Raw genomic sequence first — 20,651 nt, forward strand, 5'->3', positions numbered from 1 at the left:
GACCCCAGCAGGTTCAGCAGGCGGCGTGGTTCACCGTGATCACGTGGATCGCCAGGCCGCCCAGCGAGGTTTCCTTGTACTTGGCCTGCATGTCAGCGCCGGTCTGGCGCATGGTTTCGATCACTTCGTCCAGGCTGACGAAGTGGGTACCGTCGCCCTTCAGCGCCAGCGAGGCGGCGGTGATCGCCTTGACCGCGCCCATGCCGTTACGCTCGATGCAGGGTATCTGCACCAGGCCGCCGATCGGGTCGCAGGTCATGCCGAGATGGTGCTCGATGCCGATTTCCGCCGCGTTCTCGATCTGGGCGTTGCTGCCGCCCAGCGCCGCCACCAACCCGGCAGCCGCCATCGCGCAGGCCACGCCCACTTCGCCCTGGCAGCCGATTTCCGCGCCGGAGATCGAGGCGTTACGCTTGCACAGCATGCCGATGGCCGCAGCCGTCAGCATGAAGTTGCGGATGCCGGTGACCGGGTCGCTCGGTTTGCAGTCTTCCGCGTAGTAGCGCAGCACCGCAGGGATGATGCCGGCGGCGCCGTTGGTCGGCGCCGTGACGACCCGGCCGCCGGCGGCATTTTCCTCATTGACCGCCATCGCGTACAGGCTGACCTGGTGCAGCGCGTCATGCGGCAGGTCGTTGGCGCGGTTGTCGGAAGCCTTGGCGTCACAGGCCTGTTTCCACAGGTTGGCGGCGCGGCGCTTGACGTTCAAGCCACCCGGCAGCTGGCCACCCGTCTCCAGGCCGTGCGCGATGCAGTCGCGCATCACCTGCCAGATCTTGTCGATGCCGGTGTTCACTTCCTCGTCCGTGCGTTTGATGTTTTCGTTCGTACGCAGCATCTGCGGGATGGTCAGGCCGGTGCGTTCGCCATGCGCCAGCAGCTGGTCCATGGTGTCGAAGGCGAACGGAATCGCGGCGGCGGGCGCGCTGCCCACCGTCGGCGCGGCCTGGTGGGCCTCGCCCTCTTCCTTAATGAAGCCGCCGCCCACCGAGTAGTACACCTTGCTGAAGGTGCTGCCGTCGGCGCGGGTCAGCGTGAAGCGCATGCCATTCGGGTGCTCGGCCAGCGATTCGGCCATGTGGAACACCAGGTTGACGCCGCGCTTGAACGACACCGCGCGGGTGCCGAGCAGGCGCAGTTCGCCGGCCGCTTCGGCTTGCGCCAGTTGCGAGTCGACGCTGGTCGGCACCACGTCCTGCGGGGTCTCGCCCATCAGGCCGAGGATCACCGCCTTGTCGGTGGCGTGGCCGATGCCGGTCAGCGCCAGCGAGCCATACAGCTCGGCGGTGACGCCGGTGACGTCGTCCAGCGGAGCGCTATCGAGCAGAAAACGGCGGGCCGCCACCATCGGTCCCACGGTGTGGGAACTCGACGGCCCGATGCCGATTTTAAACAGGTCGAATACGCTCATGTCCATCAGTTGTCTCGCTTTTTTATAGTGTGTTTGAATTACGCCGCTTTGCCCAGGTGGACGTCGACGTTGGCCAGCATGTCGGCGACCATCTCGTCGACGCCGATGCGGGCTTTCCAGCCCCAGTCGGCGGTGGCGGTGGCGTCGTCCAGGCTTTGCGGCCAGGTGTCGGCGATGGCCTGGCGGCTGTCGGGTTTATAGCCGATCTTGAAGTCCGGCAGCGCACGGGTGATCGCCGCGGCCAGCTGCTCCGGGTTGAACGATACGCCGGCCACGTTGTAGGCCGAACGCACCTTCACTTGATCGGCCGGCGCGTCCATCAGTTCGATGGTGGCGCGGATCGCATCGGGCATGTAGATCATCGGCAGCGCGGTCTGGGGGCCGAGGAAGCATTCATAACGCTCGCCGCGCAGCGCCGAGTGGAAGATGGCGATCGCGTAGTCGGTGGTGCCGCCGCCAGGAGGCGACTTGAAGCTGATGATGCCAGGGTAGCGGATCGAACGCACGTCGACGCCGTACTTGATGAAGTAGTACTCGCACAGGCGCTCGCCGGCCAGCTTGCTGATGCCGTAGATCGTGGTCGGGTCCATCACCGTGGTTTGCGGCGTGTTGACGGCCGGGGTGTTCGGGCCGAAGGCGGCGATCGACGACGGCCAGAAGATCCGCAGCGGCTTGCCGATGGCGCCGCGTTCGCGCGCCACTTCCAGGATGTTCAGCAAGCCGTCCATGTTCAGCGTCCAGGCCTTCAGCGGCGCCGCTTCGCCGGTGGCCGACAACATCGCCGCCAGCTGGTAGACCTGGGTGATGCCCTCGTCGGTGACCAGCGCCGACAGCGCGACCTTGTCCAGCACATTGAGCGTGGTGTAGCGCGCCGCGTTGTACAGATTGGTCGGGCTGATGTCGGCGGCGATGACGTTCTGCGCGCCGTGCTGGGCGGCCAGCGCCTCCACCAGCTCACTGCCGATCTGACCGTTGGCGCCGATGACGAGGATGCGTTCTTGGGTATTCATATTATTGTTCCTGACGATATTCATGTTTTAGTTCTTCAGCAGGCCGAGCTCACGGCCTGCCTGCTCGAATGCTTTGAGCACGGTTTCCAGCTGTTCGCGGGTGTGGGCCGCGGACAGTTGGACACGCACGCGCGCCTGGCCCATCGGGACCACCGGGTAGAAGAAGCCGCTGAGCAGAACGCCCAGCTCATACATTCGTGCCGCGAATTTCTGCGCGACGGGCGCGTCGAACAACATGACAGGAACGACAGGGTGCGTACCCGGCTTGATGGTGAAGCCGATACGCTCGATCTCCTTGCGGAAGAAGGCGGTGTTTTCGTGCAGGCGGTCGCGCAGCTCGGTCGATTCCGACAGCTTTTGCAGCACGGCCAGCGAAGCGCCGGCGATCGACGGCGCCAGCGTGTTCGAGAACAGGTAAGGACGCGATTTCTGGCGCAGCATGTCGATCACTTCCTTGCGCGCCGAGGTGAAGCCGCCCATCGCGCCGCCCAGGGCCTTGCCCAGGGTGCCGGTGATGATGTCGACGCGACCCATGACGTGGTGGTGCTCGTGGGTGCCGCGGCCGGTCGCGCCCATGAAGCCGGAGGCGTGGCATTCGTCGATCATCACCAGCGCGCCGTACTTGTCGGCCAGGTCGCAGATCTTGTCCAGCTGGGCGATGGTGCCGTCCATCGAGAACACGCCGTCGGTGACGATGACTTTATGGCGCTTGCCGGCGGCCGCTTGCAGCTGCACTTCCAGGTCGGCCATGTCGTTGTGGGCGTAGCGGAAGCGCGCGGCCTTGCACAGGCGGATGCCGTCGATGATGGAGGCGTGGTTCAGCGCATCCGAGATGATGGCGTCGTTCTCGTCGAACAGCGGCTCGAACACGCCGCCGTTGGCGTCGAAGGCGGCCGCGTACAGGATCGTGTCCTCGGTGCCGAGGAACGTGGAGATCGCCTGTTCCAGCTGCTTGTGCACGGTCTGGGTGCCGCAGATGAAACGCACCGACGACAGGCCGTAACCATATTTTTCCGTCGCCTCGATGGCGGCCTGCGCCACCCATTCCTGGCCGGACAGGCCCAGGTAGTTGTTGGCGCACATATTGATCAGCATTCGACCATCTTCGCTCGTCACTTCCGCGCCCTGGCGCGAGGCCAGCACGCGCTCTGGCTTGTAGAGGCCCTGCTCGCGCAATTGGTCGAGGTTTTGTTGCAGGCCGCTGAAGAAGGTGGTTTTAGCTGGAATGGTCATGATGGGTCCCTGTGTGTGGTACGATTTCACCGCAATTACACTGCCTTGTGCGAAATCCGTTATGTCGAACTCAAATTCAATATATCGAATTTTACAGAACAGCTGTGCACTGCGCAAGCCATGCGCGCGCAGCGATTCACTTGAAATTTAGCCCATCTGCCGAATAAAACAATGAAAACACCCGTTTCGACGAATGCACCTCCAGAAGTCGGCGCCGCCCTCCAGCGGCTGCGCCTGGCCCGTGGCCTGACACTGGAGGATCTGTCGCGCATCGCCGGCGTCTCCAAATCGATGCTGTCGCAGATCGAGCGTGAGAAGGCCAATCCGACCATCGCCATCACCTGGCGGCTGGCCAATGCACTGGGCGTACAGATCGGCGAATTGCTGGCGACGGCCGAGCGCCAGACGGAGACCGTCCGCGTGATCGAGGCGCACGAAATCCCCACCCTGCCCGGCCATCACGCCGGTTACGTGCTGCGCATCCTGGGTCCGCTGGAACTGGCCAGTAAATATGAATGGTATGAACTGACGCTGGCGCCGGGCGGCGAACTGGCTTCGCAAGGACACGATCCCGGCGCGCAGGAGCACCTGACACTGCTGCATGGCTCAGTGGAGGTGGAAGTCGGACCGGACAAGAAGAAGATGAAGCTGGGCAGCACGGCGCGCTACCCGGGGGACCAGCAGCACATCATCCGCAACGTCGGCAAGACCGAGGCGAAGGCGCTGCTGGTGGTGATACACCGCTAAGGCCCCGAGGCTGGTCAGCCGTCGATGTCCTTGCGCTGGTTCGCGCGGCGACGGCGCGCCAGCAGTGCCAACATCGACACGCCAAGCGCCAGCATGCCATATTGACCCGGCTCAGGCACGGCGATGACGTTGAATTGGTAGCGATAGGCATCGAACTGGATCTCCGATTCGCCAACTTCGTTGATGACGATGCCGGTACTGAGCTGCACGCCGGCCCGCAGTGCCTGGTAAGAACGTCCAGAAGCCGCAACGAAGGTGTCCGAGGTGGACATATTGCCTTGCTGCCCCGAATTGAACTGGCTCGATACGCCGTATTGTTCACGCGTTCCGAAACCGTGGTAGCTGCTGCCGTCGTAGGCGCCACCACCGATGAGGCCGACACCGGAGGCCGATACATTGCTGTCGCCGCCGATCGCGCGGTAGCGGCCGGTCATTTCGGTCGTGACGCCGAGCTTGACCTCATAGCCGGTTTTGGCAACCACGGTCAATGCCGATTCGGAATTGCCAGAGCGGCTGTCGAAATAAATGCTACCTGGTTGCGTGACCTGCCCGGTCATCGAATAGGTCGGGCTGATTGCAAACATGATGGTGTCACCGATCACGGTGGCGGCGTTAGTACCCCACAGGTCGCTATCGTAGAAAAATCGGACGTGCGCGCCGTCTAGTTCCAGGATCTCTGCGTTTGCCGCAGACATAACTCCGACCAACGACAATGTGCCGACGAGCAAAGCACTGATACGATTGAGCTTCATATGTTGCCTCACAAAATTCAGGTAAAAAAACAATTATGACATGTCACTATTAATTATTTTGTATTTTTTTTATAGAGTGTGGCCGATAGGCCGCGCCACGAATACCGCTGACCATCGGCACTGGCGGCGCCCTGATTTTGGCGTTATCATCCTTGCAATTATAAATTAGTAAACATTGCAAGGAGCCAGTTCAATGCCATCCCCTCGTTTTATCCGCACCATCCTCAGCGTGAGCATAGCAGCAGCAAGTGCCCACGTTCTTGCCGCATCCTACCCCGTCAATACGATGATCGAGGCGGAGTCCATCCCAGAAAATGCATCGTGGAAGTTGACTAGCAGCCCGACCGCCTCGGGTAGCAAGTACATGGCCGCGACAAAAGGGCTGCTCGACCTTTCCTACGATGTCGACATTCCTTATTCCGGCAACTACAAAATCTGGATAAGGGGGCTGGCCAAAGACCTGAGCTCCAGGACCGTGCGCCTCTTCACGGAGCAGGTTTCAAACCCCAACGTTACCATGCCCAGCACCTCCGATGAGTGGCGATGGTACGCGACGACTCGGACACTGACGAAGGGCAAGCAGACGCTCAAGTTCACTCCCTTCTCAGAAAATTTTGGACTGGACCGCATCTTCGTTACGGCATTGCCTTCATTTATGCCCACCGGCGTTGGGACTAATCCCGCCGCATTACCAATCACGCCGCCCGCTGGCCACCCGCGCCTGTTTGCCATGCCATCCGACCTTGCCGAAATCCGCAGCCATTTCACGGCCCCCGAACTGCAGCTGATACGCCACCGCCTGGACGCCGCCGTGGCTGCCCCCGGGACGGGCGTCCTGCCACCGCCTGCGGATACGACCAAATCCAATTACAGCTCGGCAGTGCTGGCATCGATCAGGGCCAAGGCGCTCTATTATCTGCTTGATGGCAACCAGGCCAGCGGTGCGCAAGCGGTCGCGATGATGAGCAACTTTATTACTACCGTTAATTTCAACGTCCCGGATGACGATGGCAGACCGCGCGGCGACACCATTCTGACTTCAGCCATAGTCTACGACTGGTGCTACCCGCTGCTGAGTACGGATCAGCGCCAGTTATTCATTGACAAGTTCGTAGAAATCGCCGGAAAAATGGAGATCGGCTTCCCGCCGACCAAGGAGGGATCGGTCACAGGCCATGGCAGCGAAACGCTATTGATGCGCGACCAACTCGGCGCCGCCGTCGCTTTCTACGACGAAGCACCGGCCATTTATCAGCTGGTGGCCGGCCGCTTCTTTGCCGACTACATCGAGCCGCGTAACTATACTTACCCGGCGCACGCGCACCACCAGGGCGTCTCCTACGGGCCGGTGCGCTATATCGGCGACATGTTCGCATCCTGGATCTTCCGCCGCATGGGTAGCAATAAGCTGTTCGATCCGGCGCAGCAAATGACGCCGTATCATTGGATCTACATGCGCAGGCCGGATGGACAGTTCTTGCGCGACGGCGATGTCTATCATTCGCAATACATGCAATACACCCAGTATTGGTCTGAGCCAGTGCCGTACCTGCTGGCATCGAGCTATTACAGCGATCCCATTCTGAAGCATGAGATGGTGTTGCAGCAAAAGGTAGCGGAGCAAATCAACATCACTTCCGCTGCGTTGGACGACATCTGGCACGTGCTGTTCCGCGATACGCAGCTGTCAGAGCAAGTGTCGCAATCGCTGCCATTGACGAAGTATTTCCCGGAACCGTACGGAATGATGGTAGCGCGTACCGGCTGGTCCGACGGCGTAAAAATGACTTCTGGCGCCGTGGTTGCGAGCATGAAGATTGGCAGCGTCCAGTACAGGAATCACCAACACCTGGATGCCGGACAATTCCAGATTTACTACAAGGGCGGGTTGGCCACGGCATCCGGTATTTATCAGGGGTTGAAGGACAACTGTCCCGGAGTGAAGGACTGTCCAACGCAGGGCTATGGCGGCTTGCACGACATGAACTATCAAAAGCGGACGATCGCGCACAACAGCCTGTTAATCTTCGATCCCGCCGAGACCTTCCAGGCAAGCGCCAATGACGGCGGCCAGCGCTGGGTCAATCCGCAAAATCGAGCCGAGTCGTTTTCACAGGCGGAGCTGCTCGGCACTGCGCCGGCCGATGTCTTGTTGGACGGCCCAGCCAAAGGCAGTTCCGTTGTAGCCAGCGTACTGAAGCAGGACTTCGGCCCCGACCCGGTCAAGCCGGATTACAGCTATCTGAAGGGCGACCTGACCAATGCGTATTCGGCCAAGGTGAGCGAAGTCAAACGCTCTTTCGTTTTCCTGAATCTGAATGACACGGCGCACCCTGCCGCGCTGATCGTGTTCGACAAAATTACGTCGAGCAATGACAGCTTTACCAAGACGTGGCTGTTGCATAGCCAATCCCAACCGCAGATCGCCGGTGATACCGTCACGATCAAACGGGTGGATGCCACTGTCGGCTACAACGGCCAGCTCGTCAATCGCACCCTGCTGCCAGCCGGCGCCAACGCCGTTATCACAGCAGTGGGCGGAGCCGGCAACGAGTACACGGTCCAGGGTAGCAACTATCCTATCTACGCCGCCTATGTCAAAAACACGGAAGAAGCCGGAGCATGGCGAGTAGAAATATCGCCCGCCACCAAAGCCGCCTCGGACACCTTCCTGAATGTCATGCAGGTGATGGACGCGACGGGCGGCCCGGCTGCGCTACCTACGACGGCCATCGTATCCGACGTGATGTCCGGCGTGCAGATTCAGGACCGTGCGGTGCTCTTCACCAAGGACGGTAAGGAGTTGGGTTCCTCGGCCAGCTTTACCTTGACGGCGTCCAGCTCGCCAGTCCAAGTGCTGGTCACTGACCTCGGCACAGGCATATGGTCCGTCGCCAAGGTGGGCGGTCAACCGGTGCAGTACGAAGTCAAGCCCGAAGCCGGCACGCTGTACTTCACAGCCCCCAGCGCTGGCGACTATGTGCTGCAACGCGGTGCAGTCAGCCACATACCGTAAGCTACCAATTGGCTTCACGCTCCGGCGTGGAGCTGATGCGGTGGATAGACAGGTCTGCGCCCTGGAACTCTTCTTCCGGATCCAGGCGCAGGCCCAGCGTCGCCTTCAGCACGCCGTAGATGGCAAAGCCGCCGGCCAGGGCGATCGCCACGCCCAGCAAGGTGCCGCCCAGCTGGGACGCCAACGATACGCCGCCGATGCCGCCCAACGCCTTTTGGCCGAAGATACCGGCGGCGATGCCGCCCCAGGCGCCGCACAGGCCGTGCAGCGGCCACACGCCCAGCACGTCGTCGATCTTCCATTTGTTCTGCGCCAGCGTGAACATCCAGACAAACACGGCGCCCGCTATGCATCCGGTGGCCAGCGCCCCCAGAGGGTGCATCAGGTCGGAGCCGGCGCAGACGGCCACCAGCCCGGCCAACGGGCCGTTGTAGGCGAAGCCGGGATCGTTCTTCCCCATCAGCAGCGCGACCAGCGTGCCGCCGACCATCGCCATCAGCGAGTTGACGGCCACCAGTCCATTCATCTTGTCCAGCGCTTGCGCGCTCATGACGTTGAAGCCGAACCAGCCCACCGTCAAAATCCACGCGCCCAGCGCGAGAAAAGGAATCGACGACGGTGGATGGGCGGCGATGGCGCCGTTCTTCATGTAGCGTCCACGGCGCGCGCCCAGCAGCAGCACCGCCGGCAAGGCGATCCAGCCGCCCACCGCATGCACCACCACCGAACCGGCGAAGTCATGGAACTCGGCGCCAAACACGGACGCCAGCCATTCCTGCACGCCGAAGCGGTGGTTCCAGACGATCCCCTCGAAGAACGGGTACACCAGGCCGACCAACAGCGCGGTGGCGATCAATTGCGGATGGAAGCGCGCCCGTTCGGCGATGCCGCCCGAGATAATCGCCGGGATGGCGGCGGCAAACGTCAGCAGGAAGAAGAATTTGACCAGCTCATAGCCGTTTTTGGCGGCCAGCACCTCGGCCGAGGAGAAGAAATTGACGCCATACGCGATGCTGTAGCCGACGAAAAAGTAGGCGATCGTCGATACCGCGAAATCCACCAGGATCTTGACCAGCGCGTTGACCTGGTTTTTCTTGCGCACCGTGCCCAGCTCCAGGAACGCGAAGCCGGCGTGCATGGCCAAAATCATGATGGCGCCAAGCAATATGAACAATGCGTCGGCGCCGTCTTTGTATCCACCCATCAAAATCTCTCCCCAAAATAATGCAAAAATTAGTTGCGAGTATCGATAAAAGCAATAATCGTTCCAATTTGGTGCAAATTTTAAGTGCTTGATTTCAAGGTGTTTTTATTTTGTGCATGGGCATGCACCAAGGCCGTGCGCACCGAAATAAGGCATCATTTTGGTGCGCACGGGTTTTGAGGTCAGATCGGCGCCCCCGGCGGAATGGCCGGCATGGCGCGCAGTTTGACGCTGCGAGGATCGGCCAGGTAGGCGGCAATCAGGACGGCCGCCTGTTTGCGGCTGTCGGCGGTGACGCCTTTGCCCGGGTTCTTTTGCAGCCACTGCACCAGTTCGCGCGTGGACTGGCGCACTTCCGCGTCGACCTGCGGATGCAGCTTGCCGCCGTCGAGCAGGTTCAAGGTGGCGTCGATCAGCACCCAGTTGGCCGCCAGTTGCACCGCCTCGCCGCCGGCCACGGAGGCCGGCACCGGCTCGCGCTTCCAGGTTTTCTGCAGCAGCAGCGACAGCACTTCCTGCACGCCCGGCTGCTGCGCGTCGCGCGCGTGCTGCCAGGCGACGCGGTTGATGCGGGCCGGGTCGAGCAGGAAGCCGGCCGTCTGCGCGGCGCCCGCCTCGGCGATCGAGAAGGCGTCGAACACCGTATCCATGCGGGTGGCGAAGTACTCGCGGCTGCGTTCATGGCCCATCGCCGGTGGGGTCAGGATATCGAGCACACCGGCCGGCAAGGCGAGGTATTCGGCGCGCAGGCTGTCCGCCAGGCGGTTCAGGGCCTGGCGCTGCACCGCCGCCGGCGTGGCCTTGATGCCCGCCTTGGCCAGGCCGGCCTTGACGTCGCCGCTGCTGGCGTAGTCGAAATCGCCGCCGCCGATCAGGCGCGCCAGCGCTTCGCCTTGATAGCGTTGCAGCAGGTAGACCGGCACCAGCCGCGCTTCCAGCTCGCCGATCTGGCGGGCGTCGGGCAGCACGTCGACCGAGAAGGTTTGGAGCGCGCGCTGGCGCACGGCGCCCAGCTGGTCCCAGGTCTTGAGCGAGTCCGGACCGAAGTCCCACAGCAAGCCGTCGGGGTGGCTGGAGCCGGGCGAGCGGTCGTCCTGGTCGCTGGAGTACAGCATGCCGGCCGCGCGGGCCTCGGCGCGCAGCTTGGCCAGTGCGGCCTGCTCCTGCGTGCCGCCGCCGAAATCACCGTAGATGTATTTGACGATGTAGTCGTCCCACGGACCGACGCCGACGCCGTAGGCATCGGCGATATCGACGTTGCCCTTGGCGTCCAGCTTGAGGATGGGGTGCGGATAGTCCATCACCGAGCCATTGCCCATGCGGCTGGCCGCGAAGTTGTGGGCAAAGCCCAGCGTGTGGCCGACTTCATGCGCGGCCAACTGGCGCAGGCGCGCCAACGCCATCGCTTCGGCCAGCTTCTGCTTGTCGGCCGGGGCGTTCTTGCCATATGGCGCGAGCAGGCTTTCGGCGATCAGGATGTCCTGGCGCACGCGCTGCGAGCCGAGCGTCACAGCGCCTCGGATAATCTCGCCGGTGCGCGGATCGGCCAGCGCGTTCCCGTAGGACCAGCCGCGCGTGGCGCGATGCACCCAGTGGATCACGTTGTAGCGGATGTCCATCGCATCCGCGCCTTCGGGCAGCAGTTCGACGCGGTAAGCGTCCTTGAAGCCGGCCTTCTCGAAGGCGCTGGCCCACCATGAAGCGCCGGCGATCAGCGCCGAGCGCACCGGCTCCGGCGCGCCACGGTCGACGTAATAGACGATCGGCTTCTTGACGGTGCTGACCGCAGCGGATGGATCGGTTTTCTCAAGCCGGTGGCGTACCTGCCAGTGCACGTCGATGCTGCTGGCGAGCGGCGTGGCGAAATCATAGTAGTTGACGTCGAAGCCGCCGGAATACGGATGATAGCTGCGCGGTTGCCAGCCCGCCGCAGGCAGGCGCACCATGCTGATGCGCTGGCGCAGCGACAGGCTGCTGGCATCGGCCGCGACCTGGCGCACGTACTCCGCTTGTCCGGGGCCCGCAAAGGTCAGCAGTGCTTCCAGTTCGACGTTGTCGGGGAAGGCCTTGGCCTGCTCCGCCAGCACCGCGCTGCGCGCCGCATCGATCTGGTAGGCGCCCTGCTTGGTCGCAGTCAGCCGCGCGCCGACGCCGTGCCGATCCGCCAGCAGGAAGCTGGAGAAGTCGATCACATGGCGCTCGCCTTCGCTGGCGAGGATTTCGCCGGACCACAGCACGCCGCTGGCGAACGATTCGGCGACGGCGGCACGTTCATCCTTGTCCGCCGAGGCGGCGATGAAGTTGGTATTTTCCTGCACGAGGAACAGGCGCGCACCGTGCTTCTCAAAATGCACCATGCGCATCTCGCCCGGTTGGCCGCGATCCAGGCCAACGTCGTTCGAGCCCAGTGCATAAGGCAGGGAACTCAATAGCAGAAAGGGTTGCTCCAGCGCTGATACGGACAGCAGCACCCTGCCCTTGTCGGTATCGCGCCACAGGTCGATGAAGCCCGGCTGCGATTGCAGGCCGTGCGTGACATCGGCGATCTTCTTTGCCGAAGGCGCAGGCGCACCTTCGGCGGCTGCCGCCAGCGCCGGCGCCGCCGGCGCCACGCCCAGCATCAGGATGGCGCACAGCAGCGGCCCGGCGACTGGCGCGGCCCTCACTGCTGGCCTGCCGCTTTGACGGCCTCCGTAGCACCATCCATCTTCAGCGCGCGGCTCAGGAAGCCCCAGCGGTCCGCCACTTCCTCGATCTGCTTGGTGGTCGGCTTGCCGGCGCCGTGGCCCGCCTTGCTGTCGATGCGGATCAGGATAGGCGCGGCGCCTGCCTGGTCGGCCTGCGCGGTGGCGGCGAACTTGAAGCTATGCGCCGGCACCACGCGGTCGTCGTGGTCGGCGGTGGTGATCATGGTCGCCGGGTAGCAGGTGCCCTTCTTCAGGTTGTGCAGCGGCGAGTACTTGACCAGCGCCTTGAACTCGTCGGCGTTGTCGGACGAACCGTAGTCCGAAGTCCACGCCCAGCCGATGGTGAACTTATGGAAGCGCAGCATATCGAGCACGCCCACCTGCGGGATCGCCGCCGCGAACAAATCGGGACGCTGCGTCATCGCCGCGCCGACCAGCAGGCCGCCGTTGCTGCCGCCGCCGATGGACAGCTTGGCCGGCGACGTCACCTTGTGCGCGACCAGCCATTCGGCCGCGCCGATGAAGTCGTCGAACACGTTCTGCTTTTGCAGCTTGGTGCCCGCCGCATGCCAGGATTCGCCGTACTCGCCGCCGCCGCGCAGGTTGGCCATCACGTAGACGCCGCCCATTTCCAGCCACGCCAGGTTGGCCACCGAGAACGACGGCGTCAGCGAGATGTTGAAGCCGCCGTAGCCGTACAGGTAGGTCGGGTTGCTGCCATCGAGCTTCAGGCCTTTTTTGGAGACGATGAACATCGGCACCTTGGTGCCATCGCGGCTGGTGAAGAACTCCTGGCGGGTTTCGAACGCGGCCGGGTCGAAGTCCACTTTAGGCTGGCGATAGACGCTACTCCTGTTGGCCTTCAGGTCGTAGCGGTAGATGGTGGTCGGCGTGGTGAAGCTGGTGTAGGAATAGAAGGTCTCCGCATCGCCACGCTTGCCGCCGAAGCCGCCCGCAGAGCCCAGTCCCGGCAGCTCGAGATCGTGCAGCGGCTTGCCTTTCAGGTCGAACACCTTGACCAGGCTGTGGGCGTCGCTCAGGTAGTCTACCAACAGCTGGTTGTTGACGACCGACGCCGACACCATGGTGTTGGCGGTTTCCGGCACGATCTGCTTCCAGTTCAACACACCCGGCTTGCGGGTGTCGATGGCGACGATGCGGCCGCGCGGCGCATTGCGCTCGGTGCGGAACCAGAACACCATGCCGTCGTTGCCGATGAAATTATACGATGCGTCGAAGTCCTCCAGCAGCGGCACCACCTTGGCGTCCTTGCGCGACAAGTCCTGGTAGTAGACGCGGTTCTTGTTCTCCGTACCCTGCGAAGCGGTGATGATCAGGAAGCGGCCATCTTCGGTGACTTCGCCGCCGAAGCCCCAGTCCTTGTGGTCGGGGCGGTCGTAGACCAGCGTGTCCGCGCTTTGCGGCGTGCCGATCTTGTGGAAGTACAGCTTCTGGAAGTAGTTGACATCGGCCAGCTTGGTCGCTTCCTTCGGCTCGTCGTAGCGGCTGTAGAAGAAGCCGGAGCCGTCGTGCAGCCATGCGGTGCTGGAGAACTTGACCCACTTGATGAGGTCATCGATGTCCGTGCCGCTGTCGATGTCGCGCACCCTGATCTCGTTCCAGTCGGAGCCGGAGGCCGCGGTGCTGTAGGCGAGGTATTTGCCGTTCGGGCTCACCGCCAGGCCGGCCAGTGCGACGGTGCCGTCGGCGGCCAGCGTGTTCGGATCGAGCAGCATGCGCGGCACGTCGGCCAGCGTCTTCATCGTGTACAGCACGGACTGATTTTGCAGGCCGTCGTTACGGCTATAGAAGTAACGGCCGCCTTCCTTGAACGGCACGCTGAAACGCTCGAAATTCCACAGCTTGGTCAGGCGGGTCTTGATGGCGTCGCGGCCGGGAATCTGCGACAGATAGTCCTGCGTCAGCTTGTTCTGCGCGACGACCCAGGCGTGGGTCTCGTCGCTGTTGGCGTCTTCCAGCCAGCGGTAGGGATCGGCCACCTTGACGCCATGGTAGTCGTCGGTCTGGTCTACGGTGCGGGTGACGGGATAGTTCATGCCGGGGCCGGAAACGGCGCAGGTTTGGGCGGAGGCGCTGTGCGCCAGCAGCACGGCGGCCGCCAGGGCCGCGCATTTCAAATGCTTCATGCGAAAGTCCATAAGATCGAAGAATATTCGGAAGCGGCGGGCCGGGCTACGGCGCCGCCGGGGCTCAATGACACTAGTGCTCACACCGCGCCACGCGGTCGATCATAGCTTGCTTTGTGACAAATAAGCAATGATAGGAAAGCGTTATCGGCGTGTTTTATTCGGCGCGCAAGATGGCGTCCGTGCTGATGATGCGCACGTCGTGCATCGCGTTCAGGTAGGCCTCCAGGTAGCCTTTGTGCGACGCGCCGACGACGACCAGGGTGCGGCTGCCCGGCAGCAGGCTGGACGCCTCGCGGATGTTCGAGGCCATTCGCAAATTGCGTGTCTCCCAGTAGCTGACGTAGCCGCGGCCGAAATGCTGGGGCGAAGGCTCTTCCAGCGCCGCGCCGAAGTCGCTGCGGAAGACCTGCTCGGCGGCGCTGGCGCTGTTATACGCCCGGTACAGCGCCAGCACGCCGGCCGGTGCCGCCAGCCCGGCTTCCAAGGCATCGTCCTGGCGCTTGCGCGCTGCATTGTACGGGTTGTCCCAGGCTTTCATGATCGCCGCGCCATAGGCTTTTTCATCGGCGTCGACGGAGTCTGCCGTGTGGTCATCCATCGGGTAGACCCGCTCATGCCCATTGCTGGCCGCGAGCGGCACGGCAATCAGATAAATTTCATCGCGCTTTAGACGCAGCCGGCCCAGAAGTTCCACCAGCTTGTCATTCAGGCCGTCACCGGCGTGCCGCTCGCTGGCCGGAAGACGCAGCCATTGCACCGTTGCCGAGGCGGGTTCGCCGGCCGCCAGGAACAGCGACGCCAGCTTGCGCCGCTGGGCTGGCGTTGGCGCCGCCGGCCACGCGGCCAGCGTCCGGTCCACTTGCGCGGTCGCGGCGGACACGTCCAGGCCGGTGGCGCTGGCGGCCGGCGCCGGGTCCCAACAATAGGTCTTGACGGTATCGTCATAGCGTTCAGGGTAGCTGCGCAGGTACGCGCACTGCGCCCCGGACAGCGCCTCGATGGCGATGGCCTTGGGCTGCCAGCCCGCGAGGCGCTCCATCAGCAAGCTCAAATTGGCCGGATCGAAGGACTTCGGCAATTGCGACAGATGGGCCGTGCCGAGCACCATCAGCTCGTTCGGCTGCCCTCTTTGCAGCTTGAATGCGGCCGGCACGAATGCCGGAGCGAGCGATTCGGCAGCGAAGACGTTACCGTGAAAAACGGCAGCAACAAAGATACCGGCGAGCAGACGCTGCATGGGGCCTCCTGGGATAGTTGGTATCGCGCTAGCTTAGTGATGCCGCGGAATGAAGTCGCGGGCTATGCGACATACCGCAGATTAAGCCAACCGAAACGCAAATTTCCGGGATGGAGCAGGATACGGCTCGCTGAAAATTCAGCTGCCGATATCGATGGCGTTGTAGTCCGGCGCCACGTTGGCGGCCGGCGCTTGCCACTTTTCCAGCCATGCGATGAGCTGGTCGCCGGGGATGGGACGGCTCATGAAGTAGCCCTGCCCCTGGTCGCAGCCCAGATCAGCCAGCAGGCGCCAGACGGCCTCGCTCTCGATGCCCTCGGCCACCACGCGCAGGCCCATGTTGTGGCCAAGGTCGATGGTGGAGCGGACGATCTTGGTGTCGCCGATGTCGTTCTCCATATTCAGCACGAAGGACTTGTCGATCTTCAGTTCATTCACCGGCAGGCGCTTGAGGTAGGCCAGCGACGAATAGCCGGTGCCGAAATCGTCGATCGACAAATCGACGCCCATGGCGCTCAGGCGCTCCAGCGTGTGCTGGGCGCGCACCGGGTCGTCCATGATGGCGCTCTCGGTGATCTCCAGGCAGAACGAACTGGGAGCCAGCTGGTAGCGCGCCAGCGTTTCGGCAAACTTGGCCGGCAGGTCCTGGTCCAGCAGGTCGCGCGTGGACAGGTTGACCGAGACCTTGAGCGGATAACCTTTGGCCGTCAGCTCCTGGCACAGCTCAGCCGATTTCTCCATCACCCAGCGGGTCAGCACGCGGATAAAGCCGGTCTGCTCGGCGAAGGGAATGAACTCGTCGGGGAACACGTTGCCGCGCTCCGGGTGCGCCCAGCGCACCAGCGACTCCATGCCCACCACCTCGCCGGTATCGAGCCTGATCTTCGGCTGCACATGCAGGCGGAACTCGTTGCGTTCGATGGCGTTGCGCAGCTCCGTCAACAGCGACAGGCTCTGCTCGCTGGACTTGTCCATCGCCGCGTCGTACACCACGGCGCCGTCGTTGCGCTGCTTGGCCGCGTACATCGCCACCTCGGCCATGCTCAGTAACGCCTCGCCGTCGTTGCCGTGTTCCGGATAGCCGGCGATGCCCAGGCCTGCGCCAATGTCCACCGTTTGCTCTTCCAGCGACAGTGGCGTCTCCAGCGCCTGCAGGATCTCGGCCGCCACGCGGCGGGCGGCATCGAGGTCGGAAGACGGCAGCAGCACCGCGAATTCGTCGCCGCCCAGTCGCGCCACCTGGGCCGACGATTGCCGCCGATTGGCCAGCAGCAGCTGCAAGCGGCCGGCCACCTGGCGCAGCAAGGCGTCGCCGAAACTATGGCCCATGACGTCGTTGACGTGCTTGAAGCGGTCCAGGTCCATCATCAACACGAACACGGTTTCCTCGCGCTTGGCGGCATCGGCCAGGGCGTCGTTCAGCAGCAGCACGAACTGCGCGCGGTTCGGCAGGTTGGTCAGCGTGTCCCAGTACGCCAGGCGGCGAATCTCCTGTTCGCGCTTGGCGATCCCCTCGCGCATGGCGTCGAAGGCGTGCGCCAGGGCGCCGATTTCGTCTTCGCGGCTGGTGTCGATCTGGCCCTTGTAATCGCCCTGCTCCAGGCGCCTGGCGGTGACGGCCAGCTCGCTGATCGGCTGCGCGATGCGCTTGGCGGTGAACACGATGGCCAGCGCAGAAACCAGGATGCCGCCCAGCGTCAGGCCGATCAGCCAGCGTTCAAGGCGGCTGTATTCCGCGGTCGCCTCGTCGATCGAGCGGGCCAGCAGGACGTTGGCGGTCTGGCCGCCATCCTGGCCGATCGCCAGCAGGCGCGCGCTGTACTGGCCGGCCGCCAGCGACAGGTCGAACGGGCCGACCGGCGTGCCGGGCAAGGCTTGCAGCTGGTCGACCACGCTCTGCGTCACCGGGCCGGCGAAGGTTGAGCCCACGGCCAGCCATTTGCCTTGCGCGTCGCGGGTCAGCACGGCGGTATCGAGCGCGCTGATTTCGCGCATGTCGCTGGCCAGCTGGCGGTCGATCGGGAAGGTCATGACGATCCAGCCGATAGTCCTTGGCGCCAGGATGGGCATGACCACGATCTGGTAAGGCCGGTGTTCGACGATGGCGATGCCGCTGGCGCCGACCGAGGACTCGGCGGCGTCGAGCATGCCGGCAACCTGCTGCTCCAGCGCGGCCGCCTGTTCGTTGTTGGTGGCGACGCTGATCTTGCGGTCGGCGCTGATCAGCATCGACAGCGAGGCCTTGATGCGTTTGCCGCTGTTGTCCAGCGCGGACAGGATGGTGCCGCGATCGTTCTCGTCGTTGTTGCCGATGGTGGCGACAAAGGCGGTGTCGCGCGCCAGCAGACGGGCGCCAAAGCGCAGGTTCTGCGCGTTCTGCTCCAGCAGGCGGCGGAACACCTTGGCGCCGTTGCCCAGCTCACTGCTGATGGACAGGCGCGCATTGTTGTCGATGCCACGCTGGATCACCAGCAGGCCGATCACCTGCACAGCCACGATCAACACCAGGAACAGTGTGACGATACGGCTCTCCAGGCTGCGGAAGCGCATGCGCATGCTCGGGCTATCCCTTACAGTGTGGTCGACGATGGATCGTCGGCCACGATTGGTTTCATCGGCAGCCTGAAGGCGGCGCTGGCCGGCGCATCGCCCGCCCTCACCGTCACCGCCTGCTCCGGCGTGGCGCCGCCGACCGTGTTGTAGTGCCAGGCCTTGACCACGTACTTGCCGCCGGCCGGCAGCTCGATGTGGGCGCCGCCGCTGGCGTCGGTCTTGGCGAAATACGGCGTGTCGACGACTTTGACATAGGCCAGCATTTTGTCATGAATATTACAGCCCAGCACCACCGTACCCGCCTTGTCGAATACCTGCGGCGAGGCCGACTGGCCGGAGTACAGCTTCTGGTCGAATTTATGGGCCGGCGAGAACGAGTAAATATGGTGCCTGACCTTGTCGTTGTTCGGGAAAAATATCTTGGCGCCGGTCTGCACCACGCTGACCAGGGGCACGAATTTCAGCCCCTTCTGCTCGATCTCCGCGGTGGCCGGCGCCCGCCCGCTGGCCGCACCGCTTTCCGGCTCGACATAGACCACGGTATCGGCCAGGGCCTTGCCGCCGGCGTCCAGCACTTGCACAGTGATGCCGGTGGCCCCGGCGCTTGCTGCGCTCAGCAATAACAAGGTCGACAGGGTCTGGCGTAGGGCGTGACGGAGCATGGGAAGCCTGATCTCGGTGGTTGTACAGCTTAGATTGTAGCGCGTGGGCAATAACCTACGGCACGGTTTTTCGCAGTTTGTCGCTAATTATTTCCGCAGGTCATCATGCAGTCACAAAAGGTAATTAACATTGTGCAGTTAAACCGACTTTTGGCAAGCACTCACCGTGAATTCCGTACTCAGCCCCAACATCATCTATCTTCCGCCCAAGGCCGAGGACGAGGAGGCGGTGTTGCGCGCCCACCTGTACGATATCCTGGCGCGCCGCCAGCTGAGCGCGCTGTTCCAGCCGATTGTACACATGCAGAGCGGTGAAATCATCGCTTACGAGGGCTTGATACGGGGGCCGTCCGACAGCCCCCTGCATGCGCCGATGAATCTGTTCAAGGTGGCGCGCGCCAACGGCCTCACGGTCGAGGTCGAGCACCTGTGCCGGCGCGTGGTGCTGGAGCGCTTTGCCGAGCTTGAACTGCCCGGCAAGCTGTTCCTCAACGTCAGCCCGGAATGCCTGATGCAACGCGACGCGCCGCACGGCGAGACGCTGGAATACATCCACCAGATTGGCATCAACCCGGACCGCGTCATCATCGAACTGACCGAAAACCAGCCGACCTACGACTACGAGCTGATGCGCGAAGCGGTGCTGCATTACCGTAACATGGGCTTCCAGATCGCCATCGACGACCTGGGCGAAGGCTTTTCCAGCCTGCGGCTGTGGTCGGAGCTGCGGCCCGAGTATGTCAAGATCGACATGCACTTCATCCAGGGCATCAACCACGATCCGGTCAAGCTGCAGTTCGTGCGCTCGATCCAGGAAATCGCCGAGAAATCCAACACGCTGGTGATCGCCGAGGGCATCGAGACCCAGGCCGAGCTGCTGGTGCTGCGCGATGTCGGCGTCGCCTTCGGCCAGGGCTACCACCTGGGCCGGCCGCACGCCCAGCCGGCCCGCGCCGCGCCGGCCGAGGTGGTCAAGGCGCTGGCGCGCAACGGCGTGGCGGTCTATCCGCAGCGCGGCGCGGAAAAGAACGGCGCCAGCATCTACAAGCTGCTGCATCAGACCGACTCGGTGCCGTCCTGCATGAACAACAACGAGCTGTACGAAATCTTCGTGCGCCATCCCAAGCTGCTGATCATCCCGGTGGTGGACGACGGCGTGCCCTTGGGCCTGGTCAGCCGCTTCGACATGATCGAGCACTTCGCCCGTCCCTACCAGCGCGAGCTGTACGGCAAGAAGTCGTGCAAGCAGTTCATGGACAGCAACGCGCTGATCGCCGACAAGGACACCAGCCTGCAAGACCTGAGCTTCCGCATGGTGCAGGCCGACGCCCACCAGCTGTTCAACGGCTTCATCATCACCGACCAGGGGCGCTACCTGGGCATGGGCACCGGCCACGACCTGATGCGCGAGATCACGCAGATGCAGATCAACGCCGCGCGCTATGCCAATCCGCTGACCCAGCTGCCGGGCAATGTGCCGATCAACGAGCATATCGACCGCCTGCTGGAAAGCGGCACGCGCTTCTGGGTCTGCTATTTCGACCTCGACCATTTCAAGCCGTTCAACGATGTCTACGGCTATCGCCGCGGCGACGACGTGATCCAGCTGACCGGCCGCCTGCTCAGCAAGCGTACCGACGCCGACCGCGACTTCGTCGGCCACATCGGCGGCGACGACTTCATGATCCTGTTCCAGAGCGAAGACTGGGAAGCCCGCTGCAAGGTCATCCTGGAAGAGTTCGAACGGCAAGTGCAGGATTTCTACAGCATAGAAGACCGCGAGCGCGGCGGCTACATCAGCGAAGACCGGCAGGGAAAGAAAGTGTTTTATTCGCTGATGAGCTTGTCGATCGGTGCGATCCGCGTCGAACCGCACCAGTACTACACCCACCACCAGATCGCCACCGCGGCGGCGGAATCGAAGAGGCAAGCCAAGAAAATCCACGGCAACAGCCTGTTCGTGGATCGCCGCCAACAGGCCAACTGAAC

The 20,651-nt window shown here is 63.1% G+C and carries 13 protein-coding genes; 3 read left to right on the forward strand and 10 right to left on the reverse strand.

The features are described 5' to 3' along the window. Positions 1-13: 13 nt before the first annotated feature. The 3 genes from AC07OK_RS13855 to kbl are packed head-to-tail and all read right to left on the reverse strand — an operon-like array spanning position 14 to position 3,654. Positions 14-1,417 (reverse strand): L-serine ammonia-lyase, encoded by a 1,404-nt coding sequence (locus AC07OK_RS13855; protein ID WP_494690840.1) that lies wholly within the window; start codon positions 1,415-1,417, stop codon positions 14-16. A gap of 32 nt (positions 1,418-1,449) precedes the next feature. Beyond that, on the reverse strand, positions 1,450-2,421 hold the full coding sequence (locus tag AC07OK_RS13860) for an NAD-dependent epimerase/dehydratase family protein (protein WP_494690841.1): 972 nt from the start codon (positions 2,419-2,421) through the stop codon (positions 1,450-1,452). A 27-nt stretch (positions 2,422-2,448) separates the two neighbouring features. Then, on the reverse strand, positions 2,449-3,654 hold the full coding sequence (kbl, locus tag AC07OK_RS13865; protein WP_494690842.1) for a glycine C-acetyltransferase: 1,206 nt from the start codon (positions 3,652-3,654) through the stop codon (positions 2,449-2,451). Positions 3,655-3,825: 171 nt separating this feature from the next. Here kbl and AC07OK_RS13870 point away from each other — a divergent pair, with 171 nt between their 5' ends. Beyond that, positions 3,826-4,401: a helix-turn-helix domain-containing protein gene (locus AC07OK_RS13870; protein ID WP_217944496.1), complete on the forward strand. Its 576-nt coding sequence runs from the start codon at positions 3,826-3,828 to the stop codon at positions 4,399-4,401. 14 nt (positions 4,402-4,415) lie between these two features. On the opposite strand, the gene AC07OK_RS13875 is transcribed toward AC07OK_RS13870, so the two are convergent. After that, positions 4,416-5,153: a PEP-CTERM sorting domain-containing protein gene (locus tag AC07OK_RS13875; protein ID WP_494690843.1), complete on the reverse strand. Its 738-nt coding sequence runs from the start codon at positions 5,151-5,153 to the stop codon at positions 4,416-4,418. Between the two features lie 193 nt (positions 5,154-5,346). On the opposite strand from AC07OK_RS13875, the gene hepB reads away from it, so the two are divergent. Next, complete coding sequence (gene hepB, locus AC07OK_RS13880) at positions 5,347-8,169, forward strand: heparin/heparin-sulfate lyase HepB (protein ID WP_494690844.1); 2,823 nt, start codon at positions 5,347-5,349, stop codon at positions 8,167-8,169. A gap of 1 nt (position 8,170) precedes the next feature. Here hepB and AC07OK_RS13885 read toward each other — a convergent pair whose 3' ends face one another. From AC07OK_RS13885 to AC07OK_RS13910, 6 genes are all read right to left on the reverse strand, one after another. Then, positions 8,171-9,373, reverse strand: coding sequence for an ammonium transporter (locus AC07OK_RS13885; protein WP_494690845.1), 1,203 nt, complete (start codon positions 9,371-9,373; stop codon positions 8,171-8,173). Between the two features lie 182 nt (positions 9,374-9,555). Further along, complete coding sequence (locus tag AC07OK_RS13890) at positions 9,556-12,039, reverse strand: zinc-dependent metalloprotease (protein ID WP_494690846.1); 2,484 nt, start codon at positions 12,037-12,039, stop codon at positions 9,556-9,558. Beyond that, the gene (locus AC07OK_RS13895; protein ID WP_494690847.1) at positions 12,036-14,207 is read right to left on the reverse strand and encodes a prolyl oligopeptidase family serine peptidase; all 2,172 of its coding nucleotides are present in this window, start codon (positions 14,205-14,207) and stop codon (positions 12,036-12,038) included. The genes AC07OK_RS13890 and AC07OK_RS13895 overlap by 4 nt, the downstream gene beginning before the upstream one ends. Before the next feature lie 157 nt (positions 14,208-14,364). Next, positions 14,365-15,447: a DUF5694 domain-containing protein gene (locus AC07OK_RS13900; protein ID WP_494690848.1), complete on the reverse strand. Its 1,083-nt coding sequence runs from the start codon at positions 15,445-15,447 to the stop codon at positions 14,365-14,367. A gap of 138 nt (positions 15,448-15,585) precedes the next feature. Beyond that, positions 15,586-18,003 (reverse strand): putative bifunctional diguanylate cyclase/phosphodiesterase, encoded by a 2,418-nt coding sequence (locus tag AC07OK_RS13905; RefSeq protein WP_494690849.1) that lies wholly within the window; start codon positions 18,001-18,003, stop codon positions 15,586-15,588. A 14-nt stretch (positions 18,004-18,017) separates the two neighbouring features. Continuing rightward, positions 18,018-18,662, reverse strand: a complete 645-nt coding sequence (locus AC07OK_RS13910; RefSeq protein WP_494690850.1) for a methylamine utilization protein — start codon at positions 18,660-18,662, stop codon at positions 18,018-18,020. A 166-nt stretch (positions 18,663-18,828) separates the two neighbouring features. Here AC07OK_RS13910 and AC07OK_RS13915 point away from each other — a divergent pair, with 166 nt between their 5' ends. Beyond that, a complete protein-coding gene (locus AC07OK_RS13915; RefSeq protein WP_494690851.1) occupies positions 18,829-20,649 on the forward strand; it encodes a GGDEF domain-containing protein in 1,821 nt (606 codons plus the stop codon). Positions 20,650-20,651: the final 2 nt, after the last annotated feature.

The sequence above is a fragment of the Duganella sp. GW821-FHT07G03 genome (assembly GCF_059418605.1).

Bases quoted from the DNA above. Each gene is read 5' to 3' on its own strand.
- AC07OK_RS13855 (WP_494690840.1), bottom strand. From the start codon at position 1,417: ATGGACATGAGCGTATTCGACCTGTTTAAAATCGGCATCGGGCCGTCG.
- AC07OK_RS13860 (WP_494690841.1), bottom strand. From the start codon at position 2,421: ATGAATACCCAAGAACGCATCCTCGTCATCGGCGCCAACGGTCAGATC.
- kbl (WP_494690842.1), bottom strand. From the start codon at position 3,654: ATGACCATTCCAGCTAAAACCACCTTCTTCAGCGGCCTGCAACAAAAC.
- AC07OK_RS13870 (WP_217944496.1), top strand. From the start codon at position 3,826: ATGAAAACACCCGTTTCGACGAATGCACCTCCAGAAGTCGGCGCCGCC.
- AC07OK_RS13875 (WP_494690843.1), bottom strand. From the start codon at position 5,153: ATGAAGCTCAATCGTATCAGTGCTTTGCTCGTCGGCACATTGTCGTTG.
- hepB (WP_494690844.1), top strand. From the start codon at position 5,347: ATGCCATCCCCTCGTTTTATCCGCACCATCCTCAGCGTGAGCATAGCA.
- AC07OK_RS13885 (WP_494690845.1), bottom strand. From the start codon at position 9,373: ATGGGTGGATACAAAGACGGCGCCGACGCATTGTTCATATTGCTTGGC.
- AC07OK_RS13895 (WP_494690847.1), bottom strand. From the start codon at position 14,207: ATGAAGCATTTGAAATGCGCGGCCCTGGCGGCCGCCGTGCTGCTGGCG.
- AC07OK_RS13900 (WP_494690848.1), bottom strand. From the start codon at position 15,447: ATGCAGCGTCTGCTCGCCGGTATCTTTGTTGCTGCCGTTTTTCACGGT.
- AC07OK_RS13905 (WP_494690849.1), bottom strand. From the start codon at position 18,003: ATGCGCATGCGCTTCCGCAGCCTGGAGAGCCGTATCGTCACACTGTTC.
- AC07OK_RS13910 (WP_494690850.1), bottom strand. From the start codon at position 18,662: ATGCTCCGTCACGCCCTACGCCAGACCCTGTCGACCTTGTTATTGCTG.